The 17,275-nt window shown below is 53.7% G+C and carries 14 protein-coding genes; 10 read left to right on the forward strand and 4 right to left on the reverse strand.

Annotated elements, in window-relative coordinates:
• The first annotated feature begins 101 nt into the window (after nt 1-101).
• The 6 genes from Pan97_RS22000 (at nt 102) to Pan97_RS22025 (ending at nt 8,974) form a co-directional block, all read left to right on the forward strand.
• Nucleotides 102-1,016: a DUF1559 domain-containing protein gene (locus tag Pan97_RS22000; protein WP_144976371.1), complete on the forward strand. Its 915-nt coding sequence runs from the start codon at nt 102-104 to the stop codon at nt 1,014-1,016.
• 170 nt (nt 1,017-1,186) lie between these two features.
• Nucleotides 1,187-1,504 carry a hypothetical protein gene (locus tag Pan97_RS22005; RefSeq protein WP_144976373.1) on the forward strand — a complete coding sequence of 106 codons (318 nt, stop codon included), beginning with the start codon at nt 1,187-1,189 and terminating at the stop codon, nt 1,502-1,504.
• A 110-nt stretch (nt 1,505-1,614) separates the two neighbouring features.
• On the forward strand, nt 1,615-2,892 hold the full coding sequence (locus Pan97_RS22010) for an NRAMP family divalent metal transporter (protein WP_144976375.1): 1,278 nt from the start codon (nt 1,615-1,617) through the stop codon (nt 2,890-2,892).
• Nucleotides 2,893-3,386: 494 nt separating this feature from the next.
• Nucleotides 3,387-4,568 (forward strand): glycosyltransferase family 4 protein, encoded by a 1,182-nt coding sequence (locus tag Pan97_RS22015; RefSeq protein WP_165698911.1) that lies wholly within the window; start codon nt 3,387-3,389, stop codon nt 4,566-4,568.
• A gap of 110 nt (nt 4,569-4,678) precedes the next feature.
• Nucleotides 4,679-5,680 (forward strand): GDP-mannose 4,6-dehydratase, encoded by a 1,002-nt coding sequence (gmd, locus tag Pan97_RS22020; RefSeq protein WP_144976378.1) that lies wholly within the window; start codon nt 4,679-4,681, stop codon nt 5,678-5,680.
• A gap of 159 nt (nt 5,681-5,839) precedes the next feature.
• Complete coding sequence (locus tag Pan97_RS22025) at nt 5,840-8,974, forward strand: DUF6797 domain-containing protein (RefSeq protein WP_165698912.1); 3,135 nt, start codon at nt 5,840-5,842, stop codon at nt 8,972-8,974.
• 1 nt (nt 8,975) lies between these two features.
• Here the strand turns inward: Pan97_RS22025 and Pan97_RS22030 are convergent, their stop codons facing one another.
• From Pan97_RS22030 to Pan97_RS22045, 4 genes are all read right to left on the reverse strand, one after another.
• On the reverse strand, nt 8,976-9,560 hold the full coding sequence (locus tag Pan97_RS22030) for a DJ-1/PfpI family protein (protein ID WP_144976382.1): 585 nt from the start codon (nt 9,558-9,560) through the stop codon (nt 8,976-8,978).
• A 1-nt stretch (nt 9,561) separates the two neighbouring features.
• Entirely contained in the window at nt 9,562-10,488 is a 927-nt protein-coding gene (locus tag Pan97_RS22035) for a sugar phosphate isomerase/epimerase family protein (RefSeq protein WP_165698913.1), read from the reverse strand.
• A 47-nt stretch (nt 10,489-10,535) separates the two neighbouring features.
• Nucleotides 10,536-11,831, reverse strand: a complete 1,296-nt coding sequence (locus Pan97_RS22040; protein ID WP_144976386.1) for a Gfo/Idh/MocA family protein — start codon at nt 11,829-11,831, stop codon at nt 10,536-10,538.
• Nucleotides 11,832-11,998: 167 nt separating this feature from the next.
• Nucleotides 11,999-12,979 (reverse strand): XylR family transcriptional regulator, encoded by a 981-nt coding sequence (locus tag Pan97_RS22045; RefSeq protein WP_241676330.1) that lies wholly within the window; start codon nt 12,977-12,979, stop codon nt 11,999-12,001.
• Nucleotides 12,980-13,396: 417 nt separating this feature from the next.
• Between Pan97_RS22045 and Pan97_RS22050 the strand changes: the two genes are divergently transcribed.
• The 4 genes from Pan97_RS22050 (at nt 13,397) to Pan97_RS22065 (ending at nt 17,274) form a co-directional block, all read left to right on the forward strand.
• The gene (locus Pan97_RS22050) at nt 13,397-13,804 is read left to right on the forward strand and encodes a hypothetical protein (protein ID WP_144976390.1); all 408 of its coding nucleotides are present in this window, start codon (nt 13,397-13,399) and stop codon (nt 13,802-13,804) included.
• Between the two features lie 112 nt (nt 13,805-13,916).
• Nucleotides 13,917-15,083, forward strand: a complete 1,167-nt coding sequence (locus tag Pan97_RS22055; protein WP_144976392.1) for an ABC transporter permease — start codon at nt 13,917-13,919, stop codon at nt 15,081-15,083.
• A gap of 31 nt (nt 15,084-15,114) precedes the next feature.
• Nucleotides 15,115-15,648 carry a hypothetical protein gene (locus Pan97_RS22060; RefSeq protein WP_174819555.1) on the forward strand — a complete coding sequence of 178 codons (534 nt, stop codon included), beginning with the start codon at nt 15,115-15,117 and terminating at the stop codon, nt 15,646-15,648.
• Nucleotides 15,649-15,651: 3 nt separating this feature from the next.
• Entirely contained in the window at nt 15,652-17,274 is a 1,623-nt protein-coding gene (locus tag Pan97_RS22065; RefSeq protein WP_144976394.1) for an efflux RND transporter periplasmic adaptor subunit, read from the forward strand.
• The last annotated feature ends 1 nt before the right edge of the window (nt 17,275 follow it).

The following is a 17,275-nucleotide window of genomic DNA, read 5'->3' on the forward strand; positions in this document are numbered from 1 at the left end:
TTTCCCTCATGCTTTTTTTTGGCCAAGTTGATATCAGCTGACATCATGAGCCAACTTTACCGTGAAGTCATCTCTATTTCTTTCTCTATAAAGGTTATGCAATGAAACGAAATCGCGGATTCACGCTGGTGGAACTCCTTGTCGTCATCGCCATTATCGGTGTGTTGATTGCCTTGCTGCTGCCGGCGGTCCAACAAGCACGAGAAGCCGCTCGGCGCATGCAATGTAGTAACAACTTGAAGCAATTGGGCCTGGCTTTTCATAACTACCACGATACCTACGGGCGATTCATGACCGGTGGGGATACTTCATGGCAATTCTACGCGGTAGGTTGGGTTCCACGTATTTTCCCATTTATTGAGCAGAACACCCGGTATGAAGGGATGGAGGCACTCGCGGCAAACTACATGATGACGCGGAGTCCATACCGCAGCCACAACCAAAATAATCCAATCTTTGGGGCCGTCCCCGGGATCACCTGCCCGTCGTCTCCTCTGGGCGAGCTTTCTTCCGACCAGCCGGTTACCACGAACTTTCCATATCACAACGTCCAGGGTGGTCTTCACTACCGAGGCAATGGCGGTTCGGTCGACGTTGATTTCGTTGCCGCAACGACAGCTGGCCGAGTCGGCTATTCAAAATCGGGGATCATTTATCCCAATAGCCGAACACGCTTTGCCGACATTGTTGACGGAACCACCAATACGTTTCTGTTGGGTGAGACCTCGAAGGTCAGTACTGCCTCAGGATTTGCAGGTCTGAAGCCGTGGACGTGGGGCTCGACTTCCTACAACGCGAACGAATGGTTGATGATCGACCACAAGCTGGTTCAATATCCGATCAATTTCCCAGGCTCGTATGGCAACAACTCGACGCCGTTCTCCAGTTACCATCCTGGTGGTGCTTTGTTTGTGATGTGCGACGGAAGCGTCAAATTCCTGACGGAAACAATGCCTCTCGATACGCTTAAAGCGGTTGCGACACGCCACAACGGCGAGGTCGTCTCCGGACTATAAACATAAATCCGCGCGATCGTCGCTCGAATTCATGCGAGCGACGATCATTTTCTACCGCTTCGTTCTACCTATGTTTAAGTGATTGCGTCATGAAAAGGTTTACTTGGAAAACCACAGCGTGTCTCTTTCTGGTGTCACTCTTGGCGGGCTGCGGCCCGAAAGGGCCTGAGATGGGACAAGTATCAGGAACGGTGACATACAAAGGCAAGACGCTACCGACAGGTACGATCGTATTTGTTCCCGAGAAAGAAGGTTCCATGATGGCCTTCGCCGAAATTCAACAAGATGGCACCTATGTCGCCGGCACCGAGCAGTTCGGGCCAGGTGTCCCCCTGGGTAAGCACCGCGTAATGATCTCAGCATTCATCGATCATGGACCTGAGAAATCCGCTGAAGCGATTCTGCCTGAAAAATACAGCAGCGATCGAAAGTCGGGGCTCATTGCAGATGTTGAGCCAGGGGAAAACATCGTTGACTTTTCCCTTTGAATCTTACGCCCACGATCGGCGATAATGACACCCCTCTCCCAGAAACCCCAACTCTGTCGGTGAATTGCGCTAGTTCTTCACCGATCGAATCGCATGAAAGCGAGTGAGTCATGTCGGATGCGGCGGCTGAAAGCCAAAAGCAAGTTTCCTTCCTGAGAGTCGTCAAAGCGATTGGACCGGCGATTGTCGTCGCCTCGGTCGTGCTCGGACCAGGCAGCATCTTGGCCAACTCGAAGGTAGGTGCTGCGTACGGTTATAACATGATCTGGGTATTGGGCCTGGCATCAGTATTCATGGCGCTTACCGTCTTTCTCGCGGCCGTAATCGGCACGAGCTTCGACCGTACTCCGTTTTCGGAAATTGCTCACCGATTAGGTCGACCCGTTTCCGTAGGAATTGGAATTGTATTCTTTCTGATCACCAGTTGTTTCCAATTTACCAACAACCTGGCCATCATCGATGTGATCAACATTGCGACGGACAGCACGAACATGGGGGCCTCGGCCTGGTGGATGTCGCTCGTGGCCATCGTTTTGATCAATGCCGGATTGGTATGGGCCTTGTACGGCAGTAGTACCCCATATCGATTTATTGAAAAAATGATGATGGTGATGGTAGGGATCATGCTGCTAGGCTTCGTTGTGAATCTGGCGGTCGTTCAGCCTGAAATCTCCAAGATCTTCGCCGGAATGATTCCTTCTTTTCCAGACGGTGGTGGTTCTCCGGAAAACATCGTGATGTTACTGGGAATGTTTGGCACGACGTTTTCCATCGCCGGAGCGTTCTATCAAATCTACGGAGTTCGCGAGAAGAACTGGACGCGCGATAACATCGCCAACGGAATCGTTGACTCGATCGTTGGTATTGCAGTCCTCGGGGGCATCAGCTTTATCATTATGGTGACTTCAGCTGCGGTCCTTCAGGACGCGAAGCTGACCAGCATCACGGATGTCGCCAAGCAACTTGAACCGTTGATCGGACCGCGGGCCAAGTTCATGTTTTGCATTGGCATCTCTGCTGGTGCATTTAGTTCGCTCCTGGTCAATGCGTTAATTGGGGGAACGGCCCTGAGCGACAGCCTGGGGATGTCTGCCAGCGTGAAAGATCAACCGGTAAAAGCCCTCACCGTGGCCGGACTGGCAGTGGGAATGCTGGTCGCGATTGCCGTCAACTGGTTAGGGCTTTCCAGCGTATCTTTGATTGTCTTCGCCCAGGCCCTTACCGTCATTGGCGTGCCGCTGCTTGCTTTCGCAATGCTCTACCTGGCGATCAAGCTTCCCCCCACAAAACTGAAAGTCCCGGCATGCACCATTGCAACTTGCTCGCTACTGATTGCGGTCCTATTGTCAGGCAGGATGGTTTTGTCACTGATTGAAAGATTCAGCTAATTGGCAACGGGTCGTCCAGCTCAACTTTCCTCACTGATCAAGCCACTCCCCTACAACATCCGTATAACACGTGTCTATCAAAGGCATTAGGGGGATGCCTACCAGTATCCACCGTGTTGATTTTAAACGCGTCCTGATAAGCAACTTGCGATGTGATGATTTTGGGGGGGGAATGCCCGCAGAACCCAATCGTTGTAATGTCGTCCAAGCCTCTGGTGGGGTATCGAGTTTGGTCTTCTTCCCTGGTGTAAGGTCTGCTAAGTTCATCGTTGCCGTTTCTCGGATAGAAACTATTGGCAAGCACGGATTGAACTAGACGGATGAACCCACCGATACGTCGACTATTGATCGACATCACGCACACCGCTTCGCAAGACTATCACACAGGAATTCAGCGCGTCGTTCGCAGCCTCGCGCGAGAATCGCTGGCCTATTCGGCAAACCCGGAAACGAAAATTGAATGTTTTCCGGTCATTCATATCGACGGTCGGTTCGTGCATGTCGATCGCTGGTGTGCGGCGCGTGGTTACAGCAAGTCAGGACGCAGCTGGGCAGCCTTTTGCCAAGACCTTGTTCCAAATTGGGTCGGAACGGCAAACCGCTTGAAGCTCAATAGGCTCGGCACACGTATCCGAAAATTATTGTACCCGCGAACCATCGATCGTTTTGCTCGCAAAGTGATTCAGCGGCTTCGACCGCCTCATGTCGCCGTCAATCCTGGGACAGGCGATGTTATCTTGATGCCGGACTCTTGGTGGGATCTACCGGAACTGTTCGAGGCTATTCAAAGCGCCCAGCAGAACGGAGCCATCGTTGGTGCCATGGTTCACGACCTGATCCCAATACGGTTTCCCGAATTCTTCGACGGGGGAATGCGCACCAAGTTTACGCCTTGGATGCAGCGTCTGGTGCGTACGGTCGATTTTATTCTCGGAGACGCTCAAGCCGGAGAAGATGACTTGTGGCGGTTCATTCAGGAAGAGAACGCCCCGATCGAAAGACACAATGTCAGCCACGTTCGATTGGGATGTGACATCGGCCCGGTCCGACAGGTCGATATTTCCAAGGTACCTGGGAATATTCGCCGACTCTTCGCTGAGCGCGAAAAAGCCCCCTATCTAATGGTTTCGACGATTGAAGTCCGTAAAAATCATCATTATCTGCTCGATGCCTTTGAGCTTCTATGGCAGGAAGGCGTCGATGTTTCGCTAGCACTTGTCGGCCGCGTCGGCTGGAAGTGCGACGACTTGGTCGCGAGAATTTCCAACCACCCTGAAGTAGGCAAACGTCTTCATTTTCTGGACAACGTCAATGATGACGCCCTGAATTACATCTACCAAAGAAGCAAAGGCTTTCTTTTCTCGTCGAAAGCAGAAGGGTTTGGTTTGCCGATCGTTGAGGCACAACACCACGGCCTACACGTATTTGCCAGCGATATTCCCATCTTTCGCGAGGTTGCCGGAAGTGGGGCTCAGTTCTTTTCTCTGGATGACCCGTCACATCTCCAACGTCAGATCGTTGCCTTTGAGAATGAGCAGGGATGGGAATCTAAGCCAAGTATCACCGTAGAAAATGAGCCATGGAAAGCAGTCTTTCCGAAACTTGTTGATGTGGTGGCTCATTTAGCCGGCAATCTACTGGAAGCTCGCTCGGCAAGTGCATCACGTGCTGCTTAGACTCAGCGTAATCCTTGAATTCGATTGGGATTTTATCGAACCACGAATTCCGCTATCTTTGCCTCACCACGGATGGTCCCCTGTCAAGCAAAGAAGGCGTAGTAATTGTCATGTCGAATATCGCGCTGATTACCGGAATCACGGGCCAGGATGGTTCGTATCTTGCTGAATTCCTTCTCGAAAAAGGCTATCAGGTACATGGCTGTTTTCGCCGAAGCAGTACCAATGCCTTCGAGCGCATCGAACACCTCACCGATAAGATCGAACTCCACTGCACGGACCTGCTCGATCAAGCATCTCTGGAACGCTTGATTGCGAAGATCAAGCCGACCGAAGTTTACAACCTGGCAGCCCAAAGCTTTGTAGGCAGCAGTTGGGACCAGCCCATCCTTACCGGAGAGGTAACCGGATTGGGCGTGACGCGACTTCTGGAAGCGATCCGCATGGTCGACACGTCGATTCGCTTCTACCAAGCAAGTAGCAGCGAAATGTTCGGCAAGGTCCATGAGACGCCTCAGAGAGAGACGACTCCATTTCACCCTCGCAGCCCCTATGGCGTCGCTAAGGCCTACGGTCACTGGATGACTGTCAACTACCGTGAAAGCTACGATATGTATGCGTGCGGTGGGATCCTTTTCAATCATGAATCTCCACGACGCGGTCTTGAGTTCGTTACTCGAAAAATCAGTGATGCCGTCGCACGCATTAAACTGGGGCTCGCCACGGAAGTTCGTCTGGGCAACCTGGACGCCCGTCGCGACTGGGGTTTCGCTGGCGACTATGTGGAAGCGATGTGGCTGATGCTACAGCAAGACAAGCCTATCGATTATGTGATTGGCACCGGTGAAACGTATCGCGTGGGTGACTTTGTTCAAATCGCGTTCGATCGGGTTGGACTGAACTGGGAAAAACACGTCGTGATCGATCCTAAGTTTTATCGCCCGGCCGAGGTCGATCTGCTGCTTGCCGATCCCATGAAAGCACAAGAAGAGTTGAACTGGAAACCCAAGATGTCTTTCCAGGAACTCGTCGAGACAATGGTCGACCACGACCTTCAGCGGCTCTCCGCGCTGGCCAACACTAGCCTTAAGGTTCTGCGAAAGTCTGCATAGGCGGCTGCTTTCCGCCACACTGCATTAAATCCATCAAGCTGGGAGACGCTGAATTCGTTTCCCAGCTTTTTTTGTGCGCCGCCAATGTCAGTGGTATATTGCGAGTTCCTCTGTTTCTCCTGCCATTTTACTCTTATCCTTCGACGTTGGCTGCTTACGATGCCTACCTGCCGGAATCAAGTCTCCTTCATCGTTCTTTTCGCGCTCACCTTGGCACTTAAGCCATCGATTCTACTTGGACAAGATGCGAATGAGTTCTGTGGCGTACCGAAGGTCACCATAGCAAAACCACTGCCCGTCGCGTTCGATAGTGAATATTGCGAGAAGATCGCCAAGCTCTCCGCTGCCGAAGGGGATGCGCCCCGCGGCATGAGCGTGTTTCGGTCAGCGAAGTATGCATGCGTCTCTTGCCACCAAGTCGGCCAGAAAGGGGGAAGCGTCGGCCCCTCGTTGAATGAGGTGAATAAACGTCTGGCGCCCACTCAGATTGTTGAGGCCATCTTGTGGCCAAGTCATACCGTCAAGCCAGAATATACGGCGTGGCTCTTTCAACTGGCCGATGGACAGATCGTTCAAGGGTACAAGCGCGGTGAAACGGACGAGGCAATTGAAGTCTTTGATCCTGCCGCGCAGAAGACGGTTTCCCTGCTGAAAGCGGATATCGACCAGTCGCGAGAAACGGGCACACTTATGCCGACGGGAATGGCCAGCGCGATGAGTCTTTCACAGCGTCGCGATCTTGTGCGTTTCCTTTTAGATCTCGAGCATGACAAAGAACTATCAACGCTGGTCCACGAGGCAGATCAACCGGTCGCGTTTACTTTCGATCGAGCCCCGCTTACGCCAGCCCTTTGGAATCTATGGCAAGAGAACGTCAACCGAGATCGTGTCTATGATTTTTACCGCAAGCAAGCAATCCATTTCGCTTCCGCAACTCGGCACTGGCACCTTCTGCCTGCTTTTCCTGGGCTTGACGGAGGCAAGTTCGGGCACTGGGGCAACCAGAATGAGGCAGTATGGAAAGATGCCCGTTGGAGTCAGCGCGACAAGTCGCCAGTTCTGGCAGGCGTTACACACCTGCCAGGCCAGACCGTCAACAAAGGAGTCTGTGTACAACTCGGAGATGAAGGAGCATTGTCGACTTGCTTTGACCCGGAAACACTGACCTACGCAGCCGTCTGGAAGGGTGGCTTCGTGAAGTTTTCCGAGGTGCGCCATGGATTTATGGACGGCCTTCGCCCCGCTGGCCCTGTCGTCGAACAACCGAAAGTAAAGCGGCCTGATCAACCATTCCAGTACCACGGGTACTACCGCGTCGGACCGCGTATCGTCTTTTCGTATCGAATCGGCGATACCGAAATGCTCGACGCACCTTGGGAAGAAGATGGCAAGTTTTCGAGAACCGTGATGCCTGTTGGCGAGCATCCGTTAGCAACGTCGATCAAGACGCCTCCAACGCAGTGGCCGCAAGAGATAGTTACTTACGGCAAGCTCGGTCGTAATGACCAGCCGTACGCAATCGATACGATTGAATTGCCCCAAGACAATCCGTGGGGAACCTTGATGTTCGTTGGCGATCACGACTTTCTGGAAGATGGCACAGCCGTTGTGGCAACCATGACCGGAGATGTTTGGCTTGCGACAGGCCTGGATGCGGACCTGGATGAGATTCGCTGGAAACGCTTCGCGACCGGTCTTCACCAGCCCCTGGGAGTAGCCGTGTGGGACAACCAAATCTACGTTCTGGGGCGAGATCAAATCTCGCGTCTAGTCGATCACAATGACGACCGCGAGGCAGACTTCTACGAGTGTTTCTCGAATGTTTATGACACTTCTCCTGGCGGACACGACTACATCTGCGGACTGGAAATCGATTCCCAAGGACGCTTCTACACTGCCTCGGGCAAGGATGGCCTGCTTCGCATTTCCGCTGATGGCAAACGGGCCGAAGTCCTGGCGACCGGCTTTCGAAATCCAGATGGATTGGGAATCACGTCGGACGGCAAAGTGACCGTTCCTTGCAGTGAGGGAGCATGGACGCCTGCTTCGATGGTTTGCCTTGTTGACCCCAGCTTGAAGGAAGTGCCCCACTTTGGATATCGCGGTCCGAAGAAGGGTCAAGCACCCTCACTGCCGCTGGTATACATGCCTCGTGGTCTGGATAACAGCAGCGGCGGCCAGGCGATCAATTCCGACCCGAGGTTTGGTCCACTGCAGAATCAGCTCATTCATACTTCGTTTGGCATGGGGACGCATTTCCTGGTTCTTCGTGATGAAGTCGATGGACAAGCTCAAGGCGCCGTGAAGCCGCTGCCTGGTGAATTCCGCTCGGGAGCACACCGAGCGGCAACCAATCCGGCCGATGGCCAGCTTTACGTTAGCGGCATGGCTGGATGGGGATCGTACACACCGGACGATGGCTGCCTTCATCGTGTACGGTACACCGGCAAAGCCATACAGATGCCAGTCCGCTTTCACGTATATGAGAACGGTGTTTTGATCGAATACCAGGAACCAATCGATAGCGAAATCATTCGCAACTCAAAGACACATTTCGCCCAAGCCTGGAACTATCGCTATGGACCGGGGTACGGTTCGCCAGAAATGGCTCCCAGCCACCCCAATGTGATTGGACACGAGGCGATCGAGATCGCTTTTGTTCACTCGCTTGATGAAAAGACCATCTTTGTCGAGATGCCTGATCTCCAGCCGGTCAACCAACTCCACCTCTTACTGAAAGTCGACGCAGGCGAAGCCCAAGAGTTGTTCGTTACCGTGCACAAGCTCGATCACCCGTTTGATGCCGTCCCGAACAATCAGCCCGGAGAGAAGGTTATCGCAGCCCATCCACTGCTGCGCGATCTTGCGCTGCTTGGAAATCGCAAACCCAACCCTTGGCAGAAGAAACCGGCTTCGGAACCGGATCGCAAGCTGCACTTGGAAGCAGGAAAGAACCTGACTTACTCCACATCGGAACTCACAGCAAACGCGGGTGAGTTGATTGAACTCACGTTCGCCAATCCCGACGTCGTACCGCATAACTGGGTTCTCATCGAACCAGGCACGCTGGCCACGGTAGGGGATCTTGCCAACAAACTCGTGGCCGATCCCGAAGCAGCGCTGAATCAATATGTTCCCGATTCCAGTAGTGTCCTAACGTATACGGACATTGTCGATCCCGAGAAGCAATTCACCATTTACTTCCAAGCACCAGAGAAACCGGGGCGTTACCCATACTTTTGCAGTTTCCCCGGCCACTGGATGGTGATGAACGGAGTGCTCGTGGTGGAGTAGATTACGCCCCTACTCCATTGGCCGCTGATTTACGGGCAGCTTCAAGCATTTCCATGAATGCCCCGAAGTAGCGGCCGTTATCATGAAAAGTGCGGCCACTGACGATGTTTCCATCGACGACACATGGCTCGTCGACGAACGTTCCCCCACATACTTCCAAGTCAAACTTACACTTTGGAACAGTCGCCATCCGTCGGCCGCGTACTCGATCGGCGTAGGCGAGCACCTCGACGCCATGACATACCGAAGCCACTGGTTTACCGTGATCGACAAACCAGCGTGTAGCTGCGATGAGGTGTTCGTCGTAGCGAATATACTCCGGAGCACGTCCGCCGCTGAACATGATGCCGGCGTAATCCTGGGGAACAATTTCTGAAAACGCGATTTGCGCTTCTATCGTGTAGCCTTCCCACTCCTTGGTGATCGTCCAGCCTGGCTTGACCTCGTGCATCACCATCTGAAACTTTCCTCGTCGTGGGCCTGCAACCACAGGCTCGAAGCCACCTTCTTGCAGCCGATAGTAAGGATACAGCGTGTCGAGAGTTTCGGATGCGTCGCCAATAATGATGAGTACTTTGTCCGACACGTTAGTTTCCTTTATTCAATTTTGAAACACACTGGCTCAGGTAATCACGCCCTCGCACGATCTCGGCTGTCGTTTCGGCAATGGTAGGCAAGATGGGAATTCCACGTGGAAACGGGTGCATGAATACCTCAGTCCACCCTTGATATTTCACTTCTGCTAAGGCTTCTAATAGTGGCTGAAAATCGAGCGGACCGCGACCTGGCATCTGCAGCAACTGCTGCTCGACCGGCATTGGCTGATGCGAACCCGCTCCATGCTGCCAGGCATAAAACATTTGTATCCCCTCGCCTAGTTCGCGAATGAGTCCCGCAAGCTGCTTTCCGTCCTGTGGCAAATGATACGGGGCCAGGGCAATCGCCAAATTCTTCGAGGGACGCAACTCAAACAACCACCTCAGCGAGTCTGGTGAATCAATCAGGTTGTTGGCGTGGTTCTCGATAGCAATGGTAACTCCGTTTTCCTCCGCGATCTCGAGGTGCGGTTTCATCTTTTCAATGAAGGCCGCGACCGCCTTCTTAAGTTCAGGGCCCTTGGCATCCTTCGGGCCGGCACCACCGGTAATCATTAGGGGGCACCCAAACTGTTTGGCAAGTGGCATCTCACTTTGCAAACCGAAAGGGCCCAATTTGTACTGCGTTATACAACCGAGCTTTACGTCGTTCGCCTCAAGAAGTTCTGCGAAGCGTTCCACACCCATCGCTTCGATTTGCTCGCGTTGGTCCCCATGAACTTTGGGCCAAATGTCGATGTGCCTAGCCCCAATCTTTTTGGCTTCCGGAAGAATCTCTTCCAGTTTGCTATAGCCGTACATGCACGACGGGAGCATGTAATTCAGCTGAAACTGACTGGGGGACGCGAGCAATGGTGACGTCCAAGCCGCACCCAGAAGGCCTGCGGAAAACTTTTGGAACGTACGGCGGTTAATCATGGGCTGGGGCTTCATGACATCTTTTCGCTAGCAAAGCTGGGATGGATTTATACGGTCTCGTATCCGGAACGTTGCGGGCGACTGAGGTGCTGATTCGCCTCCTCGTCTCCATCAAACGTCTCACTCTTGGCATTCCAAGTCAACTTGCGTCCAAGTCGCATCGAAATATTCCCCAAGTGACAGGTACTGACGCTACGATGCTGGCTTTCGATATCAGAGACAGGCAACTTTCGCGAAGCAACACAGTCGAAGAAGTTCCCCATGTGGTTGATGATCGCATCGAGTTTGCCGGCTCGCTCTGGGCGCTGGAGATTGTCGAAATCGTAGAGCACGAAGTCCTCACGTGGTAGTTTGCGCTCGGTCGGTGCGCCATCGAGCGTCCCACGATTCACGAAGATCCGTCCCTTGTCGCCCGTGAACATGACACCGTTACGACCCTCGTCGGAAACGGTCATTTCCACGCCATTATCGAGCCTGTACGTAACGTGATAGTCGATCGCGACGTTGTAGCCATTTTCCACCGAAGGCATCTTGGCGGTTCCTTCAATTTCAACCGGAAGGCCTCCGGCTCCCCACTGTCCGATATCGATATGGTGCGCCCCCCAGTCGGTCATTTGACCGCCGCTGTACTCGTACCACCAACGAAACGTATAGTGCGACCGTTCTGGAATATAGGGAACATCAGGCGTCTGCCCCTGCCACAGATCCCAGTTAAAGGTCTTGGGAATCGGCTTTGTCTCAAAGGGACCGCCCGTCTTGTTCTTGCCCAAAACGATGTCAACTCTTTCTAGATTACCTACCCACCCTTGCCGAACCATTTCGACCGCGGTGCGAAAGCGAATGTCGCTTCGCTGCCAGGACCCCACTTGGACGACGCGTCCCGTTTCCTTCACGACTTCTCGTAATTTCTTGCCTTCATCGATAGTGAGCGTGAGTGGCTTCTCGCAGTAAACGTCTTTGCCGGCTCGACAAGCATCGATCACCATTTTGGTGTGCCAATGATCCGGTGTACCAATCATGACGACATCGACATCCTCGCGGGTGAGCAGGTCACGGTAGTCCTCCATTAGTACCGACTTCCCACCAAAGTCGGAATTGGCCTTTTCAAGAATCTCACGATCAACGTCAGCCAGCGCGACGATATCGCCGTGAGCAGCCGCTTTTTCAGTAATGACCGAACCTTGGTAGCGAAGGCCGATTGCTCCAATTCCCAGTCGGCTATTCACATCCCGCGGCTTCTCAGCGCCATGCAGCACAGGTAGTGCGCCAAAAACCATCGAAGTAGAAGCAGCCGCTGATACTTGTGTGATCCATTGACGGCGATCCAGAGTCGATCGAGACATTGCGTAGCTCCGAGGCAGGCATGGGCATGAGGTAGATAAGAGGAAGGGTTCGCGACGAACTACTTCTCTTCGTCCGAGCAATATTCCTATCGTGACGCATGCCAGCCAACGAAACAATCCGCAAATGCGTCTTCATGCTCCGTTATTTTATCATCCCAGGTTTTGCCTTAGCGAGCTTTACGCCGGTCCTGGCGGTATTGTCCTGGCGGCACGGCAAACACTTCGCGGAAAGTTTCGGCCAGATGCTGGGTTCTTCGGAAGCCACAACGCTGGGCAATAACGGCAAGCGTGAGATCGGTATGGATGAGCATTTCCTCCGCCCGCGACAACTTCAAACGAAGGAGTTCCTGATTGGGCGATCGCCCTAAGAGCTTCCGCAGTCCCCGTTCCAGCGAGCTTCGCGAAATGGCGACCTCTTTCAGCACATCGGACACACCAATTCCCTCACAAGCATGCTCCCGCATAAATAGCAAGGCATTCGCCAGATCACGATCCTCCACCGCGACGATATCCGATGACAGCCGTGTAACGATTCCCAGTGGTTCAATTAGGATCGGTTTCTTTGGCGGCTTCCCCCCTTTCATCAAATACTCTAAGAGTTCTGCGGCCCGATAGCCGATCGCCGTGCCGTTGAGTTCGACACTCGAAAGGGGAGTCGATGCCATCGTACAAAGCGAGGCGTCGTTTTCGACCCCGACGACCGCGACCTCCTCCGGCACGATCGCTCCGCATCGACGGCAGGCATCTAGTAACCAGAAGCCGAGCTGATCAGTACAAGCCATCACGCCGACCGGCTTGGGCAATCCATGGATCCAATCGGCCAGTTCTCTTTGGGCTTGCTCCCATTCGGTTGGCTGTTCGCGGCGGTTCAAGGGATGGTATCGCGAGGCCTCGTAACCATTGTCGGCGACGGTCTGCACGAAATTCTCGCAACGCTGTTGGAAGTATTCCTCGGCCCCCAATTGATATACGGCGAAATGGCGAAAGCCACGATCCAAAAAGTATTCGGCAACTAGCTTGCCCAACGAGAAGTTGTTTACGCCAACAAATGGAAAGGAGTGCTTCAAACGAGTCGAACGCAATTCTACCGTTGGAACCTTGGCGCGTTTTACCGAGTCGACCATGGCCTGTGAGCCACTGCGAGTCATGATTCCGTTTCCACTCCAGGCCGGCAGCCAGGGTGGGGCAGGGGACTCCAGCGATCGAGACTCAACCAGAAGGGACCAGGGGCCACGCTCGGCCACGTATTTGCGCACCCCATGCAGTAGCTCTCGACCATAAGTCCGAGAGGTTTCAATCAGCAAGGCGACATGTGGAGAGACACTCTTAGCGGGCATGAAACGTGTTAAAATGACGAAGGATGCCACCCACAGGGTTGGCGAAGCCAGAAACTTGGTTTGAATTCACTATGTGCGGTCTCTATCGTGCGTTTTCAGGTCAAGAATGACAATATCCGGGCCGTCAAAAAGAGAGAGATGAGCCTGTGGAACGTTGGGGCTGACATAACTGAACTTGCCTCGCTGGCATATGGTGCGCACAATGATAGGTAGAAGGAACATCGATCCGTGCGAAGTATTTCACTACTGACCATCCTGGCCCTGCTCTACTGCCCGCTCGCGTGCGCGGTCGGTCATGGGTACGGAGTAAGCTCGCAACTTGGCGACGACTCGAAAACCGAATCGCCGGTTTGCTGCTGCTGTTCCTCGAAGTCTTCTGAAAGTGACCCGATAGAGCCAAACGACTCCGACTCGCAGCACAAGACCTGCCAAGGGATCTGCAATGGTGCGGTTCAGGAACGCCATGATGTCAGCATCGATTTGCCAGAGTTAGCATTATTGGCATTCTACCCTGCTTTTCCGTCTGTTTCTCTCGATGAATCGACAACGCTACGAAAGCGTGATTCTGTACTCTCTGACAAGCATGTGCTTTCAGGCCGCCAGCTGCGCACCCTCTTCGTTGCACTAACCTGCTAAACCTGTGATGCCTTCTCGCATCGTGAGGTCTTAACATGTCGCTCAGCATCCGTCTGCGCGGATGGTCTTGTTAAGCCTCGTTCGCTCGATTGCCCCTACGATGGGTATTACCATGTGGTTTCGCCCCCTTGCTTGGGATTACGCGACTCGCAATCTGTTCCGTCGACCTCTGCGCACCATGCTTACTTTGGGTGCGCTGACCGCGGTTATTTTGCTGGTATTTATTGTCGTCGGCTTTATTCGAGGGCTCGAAAAGAACCTGCAAGTCAGCGGAGATTCCGACACCGTGCTGGTCTTCTCGCTCGGCATGGGAGAGAACTTGGAATACTCATCGATTCCGATGCGCTCCAGCGACTTGATTGCGGCCAGCATTCCCGACATTCGAGTAAGACAAGGCAAGAAATACGTTTCGCCAGAACTCTACCTGGGCACGGAAGTCTTCACCGATTCGATGACCCAGCCGGCTATGGGATTGGTGCGTGGCGTCATGCCTGAGGTACTATTGGTTCGCAATCGGATTCAGTTGGAAAGCGGGCATTGGCCAGGTCCAGGTGAAGCTCTGATCGGCCGCATGGCCGCTGTCAAACTTGGCCTCGCCAAGGATGCTATTACCCCTGGAGATGACGTCCAGTTCGAAGGACGCACCTGGAAAGTTGCGGGCACGTTCTCCGCGACCGGTGGGGCATTTGAATCCGAAGTATGGTGCCGTCTCGACGAACTTCAGCAATCCATGAAGCGGCAAGACCTGAGCCTGGTGGCGCTGCGGCTTGGCTCGTCAGGCGACTACAGCGACATTGATTTATTCTGCAAAGAACGTCTCGATCTGGAACTGCAAGCCGCACGGGAAACAGAGTATTACGCGGGACTGCAGCGTGACTATGGTCCCATCCGCTGGCTAGCTTGGTTGGTAGTCTTTTTGATCTCCGGTGCCGGGATTTTGGCTGGGCTGAACACCATGTATGGGGCGGTCGTGGGTCGAATCTCCGAACTGGCGATGCTGCAAACCATTGGGTTTGTGCGGCGCGCCATTCTGCTTAGCTTGATCCAAGAAGGACTCCTCTTGGCGACCTCGGCTAGTTTGTTGGCAACACTGATCGCACTGACTCTCTTCAACGGAGCTTCGGTGCGTTTCACCATGGGAGCGTTCGCTCTCAGGATCGATAACGTGTGCATTCTTATCGGGTGCTTGGTTGGTTTGTTAATGGGGATTTTGGGGTCGCTTCCCCCGGCTTTCCGTGCACTGCGGATGCCGGTGGTCGACGGGTTGAAATCAGTCTGAATACGTACTTTGAACTTTAGAAAGGATAAGCATGAAAACGATTCTCTCTTTGATATTGATCATGGCACTTTCCCTCGTGTCGCTTGGTTGCAACCGTTCCAGTGGCGATTCCAATGAAGCACGCAATGATGGGGCACCTTCGCCGGAGATGGCGAAATATCTATTGGCTTCCGAACCAGAGGGAGCCCAGGAAGTGATCGCCGTTCGCGAATCGGCTAAGGATGACGAAGATGTCACCATCGTCGGTCGCATCGGTGGGTCGGCCAATCCATGGGTCGAAGGACGAGCAGCGTTCTCGATCGTCGATCCCTCCCTGAAAGCTTGCAACGATATCCCTGGTGATGCGTGCGAAAAACCTTGGGACTATTGCTGCGAAACCGACAAACTTCCCGGCGCGACGGCATTGGTCAAAGTCGTTGACGAAAACGGGGAAGTTCTCAAAGCGGATGCACGCCAGTCGCTGAAACTGGATGAACTTCAAACGGTCGTTGTTCGTGGCAAAGCAAAGCGTGACGCCGAAGGCAACCTGACGGTTCTCGCCAACAGTCTTTACGTGAGGAAGTAATCCATGGCAGAAGTCGATCTGAAACAACTCGCGATCGACCGAGACGCGACGACGGCGGATCGGCGCGGTACCGATCTGCCCATCCGGCGGCACTTCGTTTCGCGTGTACTGATTCCCGGAGTGTTGGTTGCTAGTTTCGCGGCCTTGCTTGTGTGGGCGGCCTGGGATCTCATTTTCCCGGCCACCCCGGTGAAAGTTATCCCGGTTGTCGCATCCAAAGCGAAAACTCAGTCTGCCGGAACCCCGTTGTTTCAAGCAGCCGGCTGGGTCGAACCTCGCCCGACACCCATTCGTGTTGCCGCCCTCTCACCAGGCGTCATTGAAGAGTTGCTCGTGGTGGAAGACCAGGCGGTTAGCAAGGGGGATCCTGTCGCGAATCTGGTTCGCGAGGACAATCAACTCGCCTATGAACGGGCCGTCGCTGATCGCGATTTACGTCAAGCCGAAGTCGCGCAATCGCAAGCTGCACTCGATGCGGCAAACGTTCGGGTGGAACAACCCGTTCACCTGGAAGCACAGCTCGCCGAAGCAGAGGCCCAGGTTTCGCAGATCGATACTCAGTTACAAAACTTACCGTTCGAGATTCGCAGGGCCGAGGCGATGCAAGAGTATGCCCAACTCGATCACCAACGAAAAGTCGATGCAGGCATTGCGGTCTCCAAGATTACCGTCGAAGAAGCCATCTCGCGATTGGCGACCGCCGAGGCGACACTCGAAGAACTCATCCAGCGCAAGGGTACGTTACATGCCGAAAAGGTTGCCTGGAATAAGCGGCAAGAGGCACTCAAAACTCAACTCGATCTCCTGGTCGATGAAGTGGAAGCCAAGGAGACCGCCCAGGCAGAACTGCAAGCCGCCAAGGCGCGCTTGCGTCAAGCCGAAGTCGCACTCGCCCAAGCCAAGCTGGCCCTCGACCGGATGGTTGTTCGCGCCCCGGTCGCTGGTCGAATATACCAGCTGCTGAGTCCGCCGGGCACACATCTTGGTACGATGCCTTCGCAGCGCACCGAATCAGACAGCAGCACCGTCGTAACGATGTATCGGCCAGATAGCCTTCAGGTACGTGTTGACGTTCGCTTCGAGAACATCCCGCAAGTATCCCTCAATCAACAAGTAACCATCAACAATCCAGCCCTTGATCAGCCGATGGTAGGCCATGTGCTGTTTATTAGCTCGGAAGCGGACATTCAAAAGAACACGCTACAAGTCAAAGTAGCTTTGCCCAATCCACCCGAGTATTTCAAGCCTGAGATGCTCGTTGATGTTACGTTTCTCGCCCCTAAGCTTGAGCAACAGGGAGACGCGTCGGAAGAAGAGATGCGAATTTACATTCCTTCGGAAATGGTGCTCAACGAAAACGGCCAAACGTTTGCGTGGGTCGCGGATCAAGCTGCTGGCAAGGCTCGAAAGAAGTCGATCACGGTGGTCGCCAACCCTTCCAGTCCTATGAGCGAAGTTCTGTCTGGATTGAATCTGGGAGATCGCTTGATCTTCAATCCTCCTATGGACCTTCAAGATGACACGAGGATTGAAGTAATTGACGAAGTGGAAGAGTCGTCCGCGATGACCATGCCGGATCGTGTCGTTCGTTCCACACTCAACCGACTTCCCCCGGAAGGAGAATAGC

This window comes from Bremerella volcania (assembly GCF_007748115.1).
In the GTDB taxonomy this organism is placed as follows: Bacteria; Planctomycetota; Planctomycetia; order Pirellulales; family Pirellulaceae; genus Bremerella; species Bremerella volcania.

Bases quoted from the DNA above. Each gene is read 5' to 3' on its own strand.
- Pan97_RS22035 (WP_165698913.1), bottom strand. From the start codon at position 10,488: ATGATTAACCGCCGTACGTTCCAAAAGTTTTCCGCAGGCCTTCTGGGT.
- Pan97_RS22000 (WP_144976371.1), top strand. From the start codon at position 102: ATGAAACGAAATCGCGGATTCACGCTGGTGGAACTCCTTGTCGTCATC.
- Pan97_RS22005 (WP_144976373.1), top strand. From the start codon at position 1,187: ATGGGACAAGTATCAGGAACGGTGACATACAAAGGCAAGACGCTACCG.
- Pan97_RS22040 (WP_144976386.1), bottom strand. From the start codon at position 11,831: ATGTCTCGATCGACTCTGGATCGCCGTCAATGGATCACACAAGTATCA.
- Pan97_RS22025 (WP_165698912.1), top strand. From the start codon at position 5,840: ATGCCTACCTGCCGGAATCAAGTCTCCTTCATCGTTCTTTTCGCGCTC.
- gmd (WP_144976378.1), top strand. From the start codon at position 4,679: ATGTCGAATATCGCGCTGATTACCGGAATCACGGGCCAGGATGGTTCG.
- Pan97_RS22060 (WP_174819555.1), top strand. From the start codon at position 15,115: ATGAAAACGATTCTCTCTTTGATATTGATCATGGCACTTTCCCTCGTG.
- Pan97_RS22055 (WP_144976392.1), top strand. From the start codon at position 13,917: ATGTGGTTTCGCCCCCTTGCTTGGGATTACGCGACTCGCAATCTGTTC.
- Pan97_RS22045 (WP_241676330.1), bottom strand. From the start codon at position 12,979: ATGACTCGCAGTGGCTCACAGGCCATGGTCGACTCGGTAAAACGCGCC.
- Pan97_RS22010 (WP_144976375.1), top strand. From the start codon at position 1,615: ATGTCGGATGCGGCGGCTGAAAGCCAAAAGCAAGTTTCCTTCCTGAGA.
- Pan97_RS22065 (WP_144976394.1), top strand. From the start codon at position 15,652: ATGGCAGAAGTCGATCTGAAACAACTCGCGATCGACCGAGACGCGACG.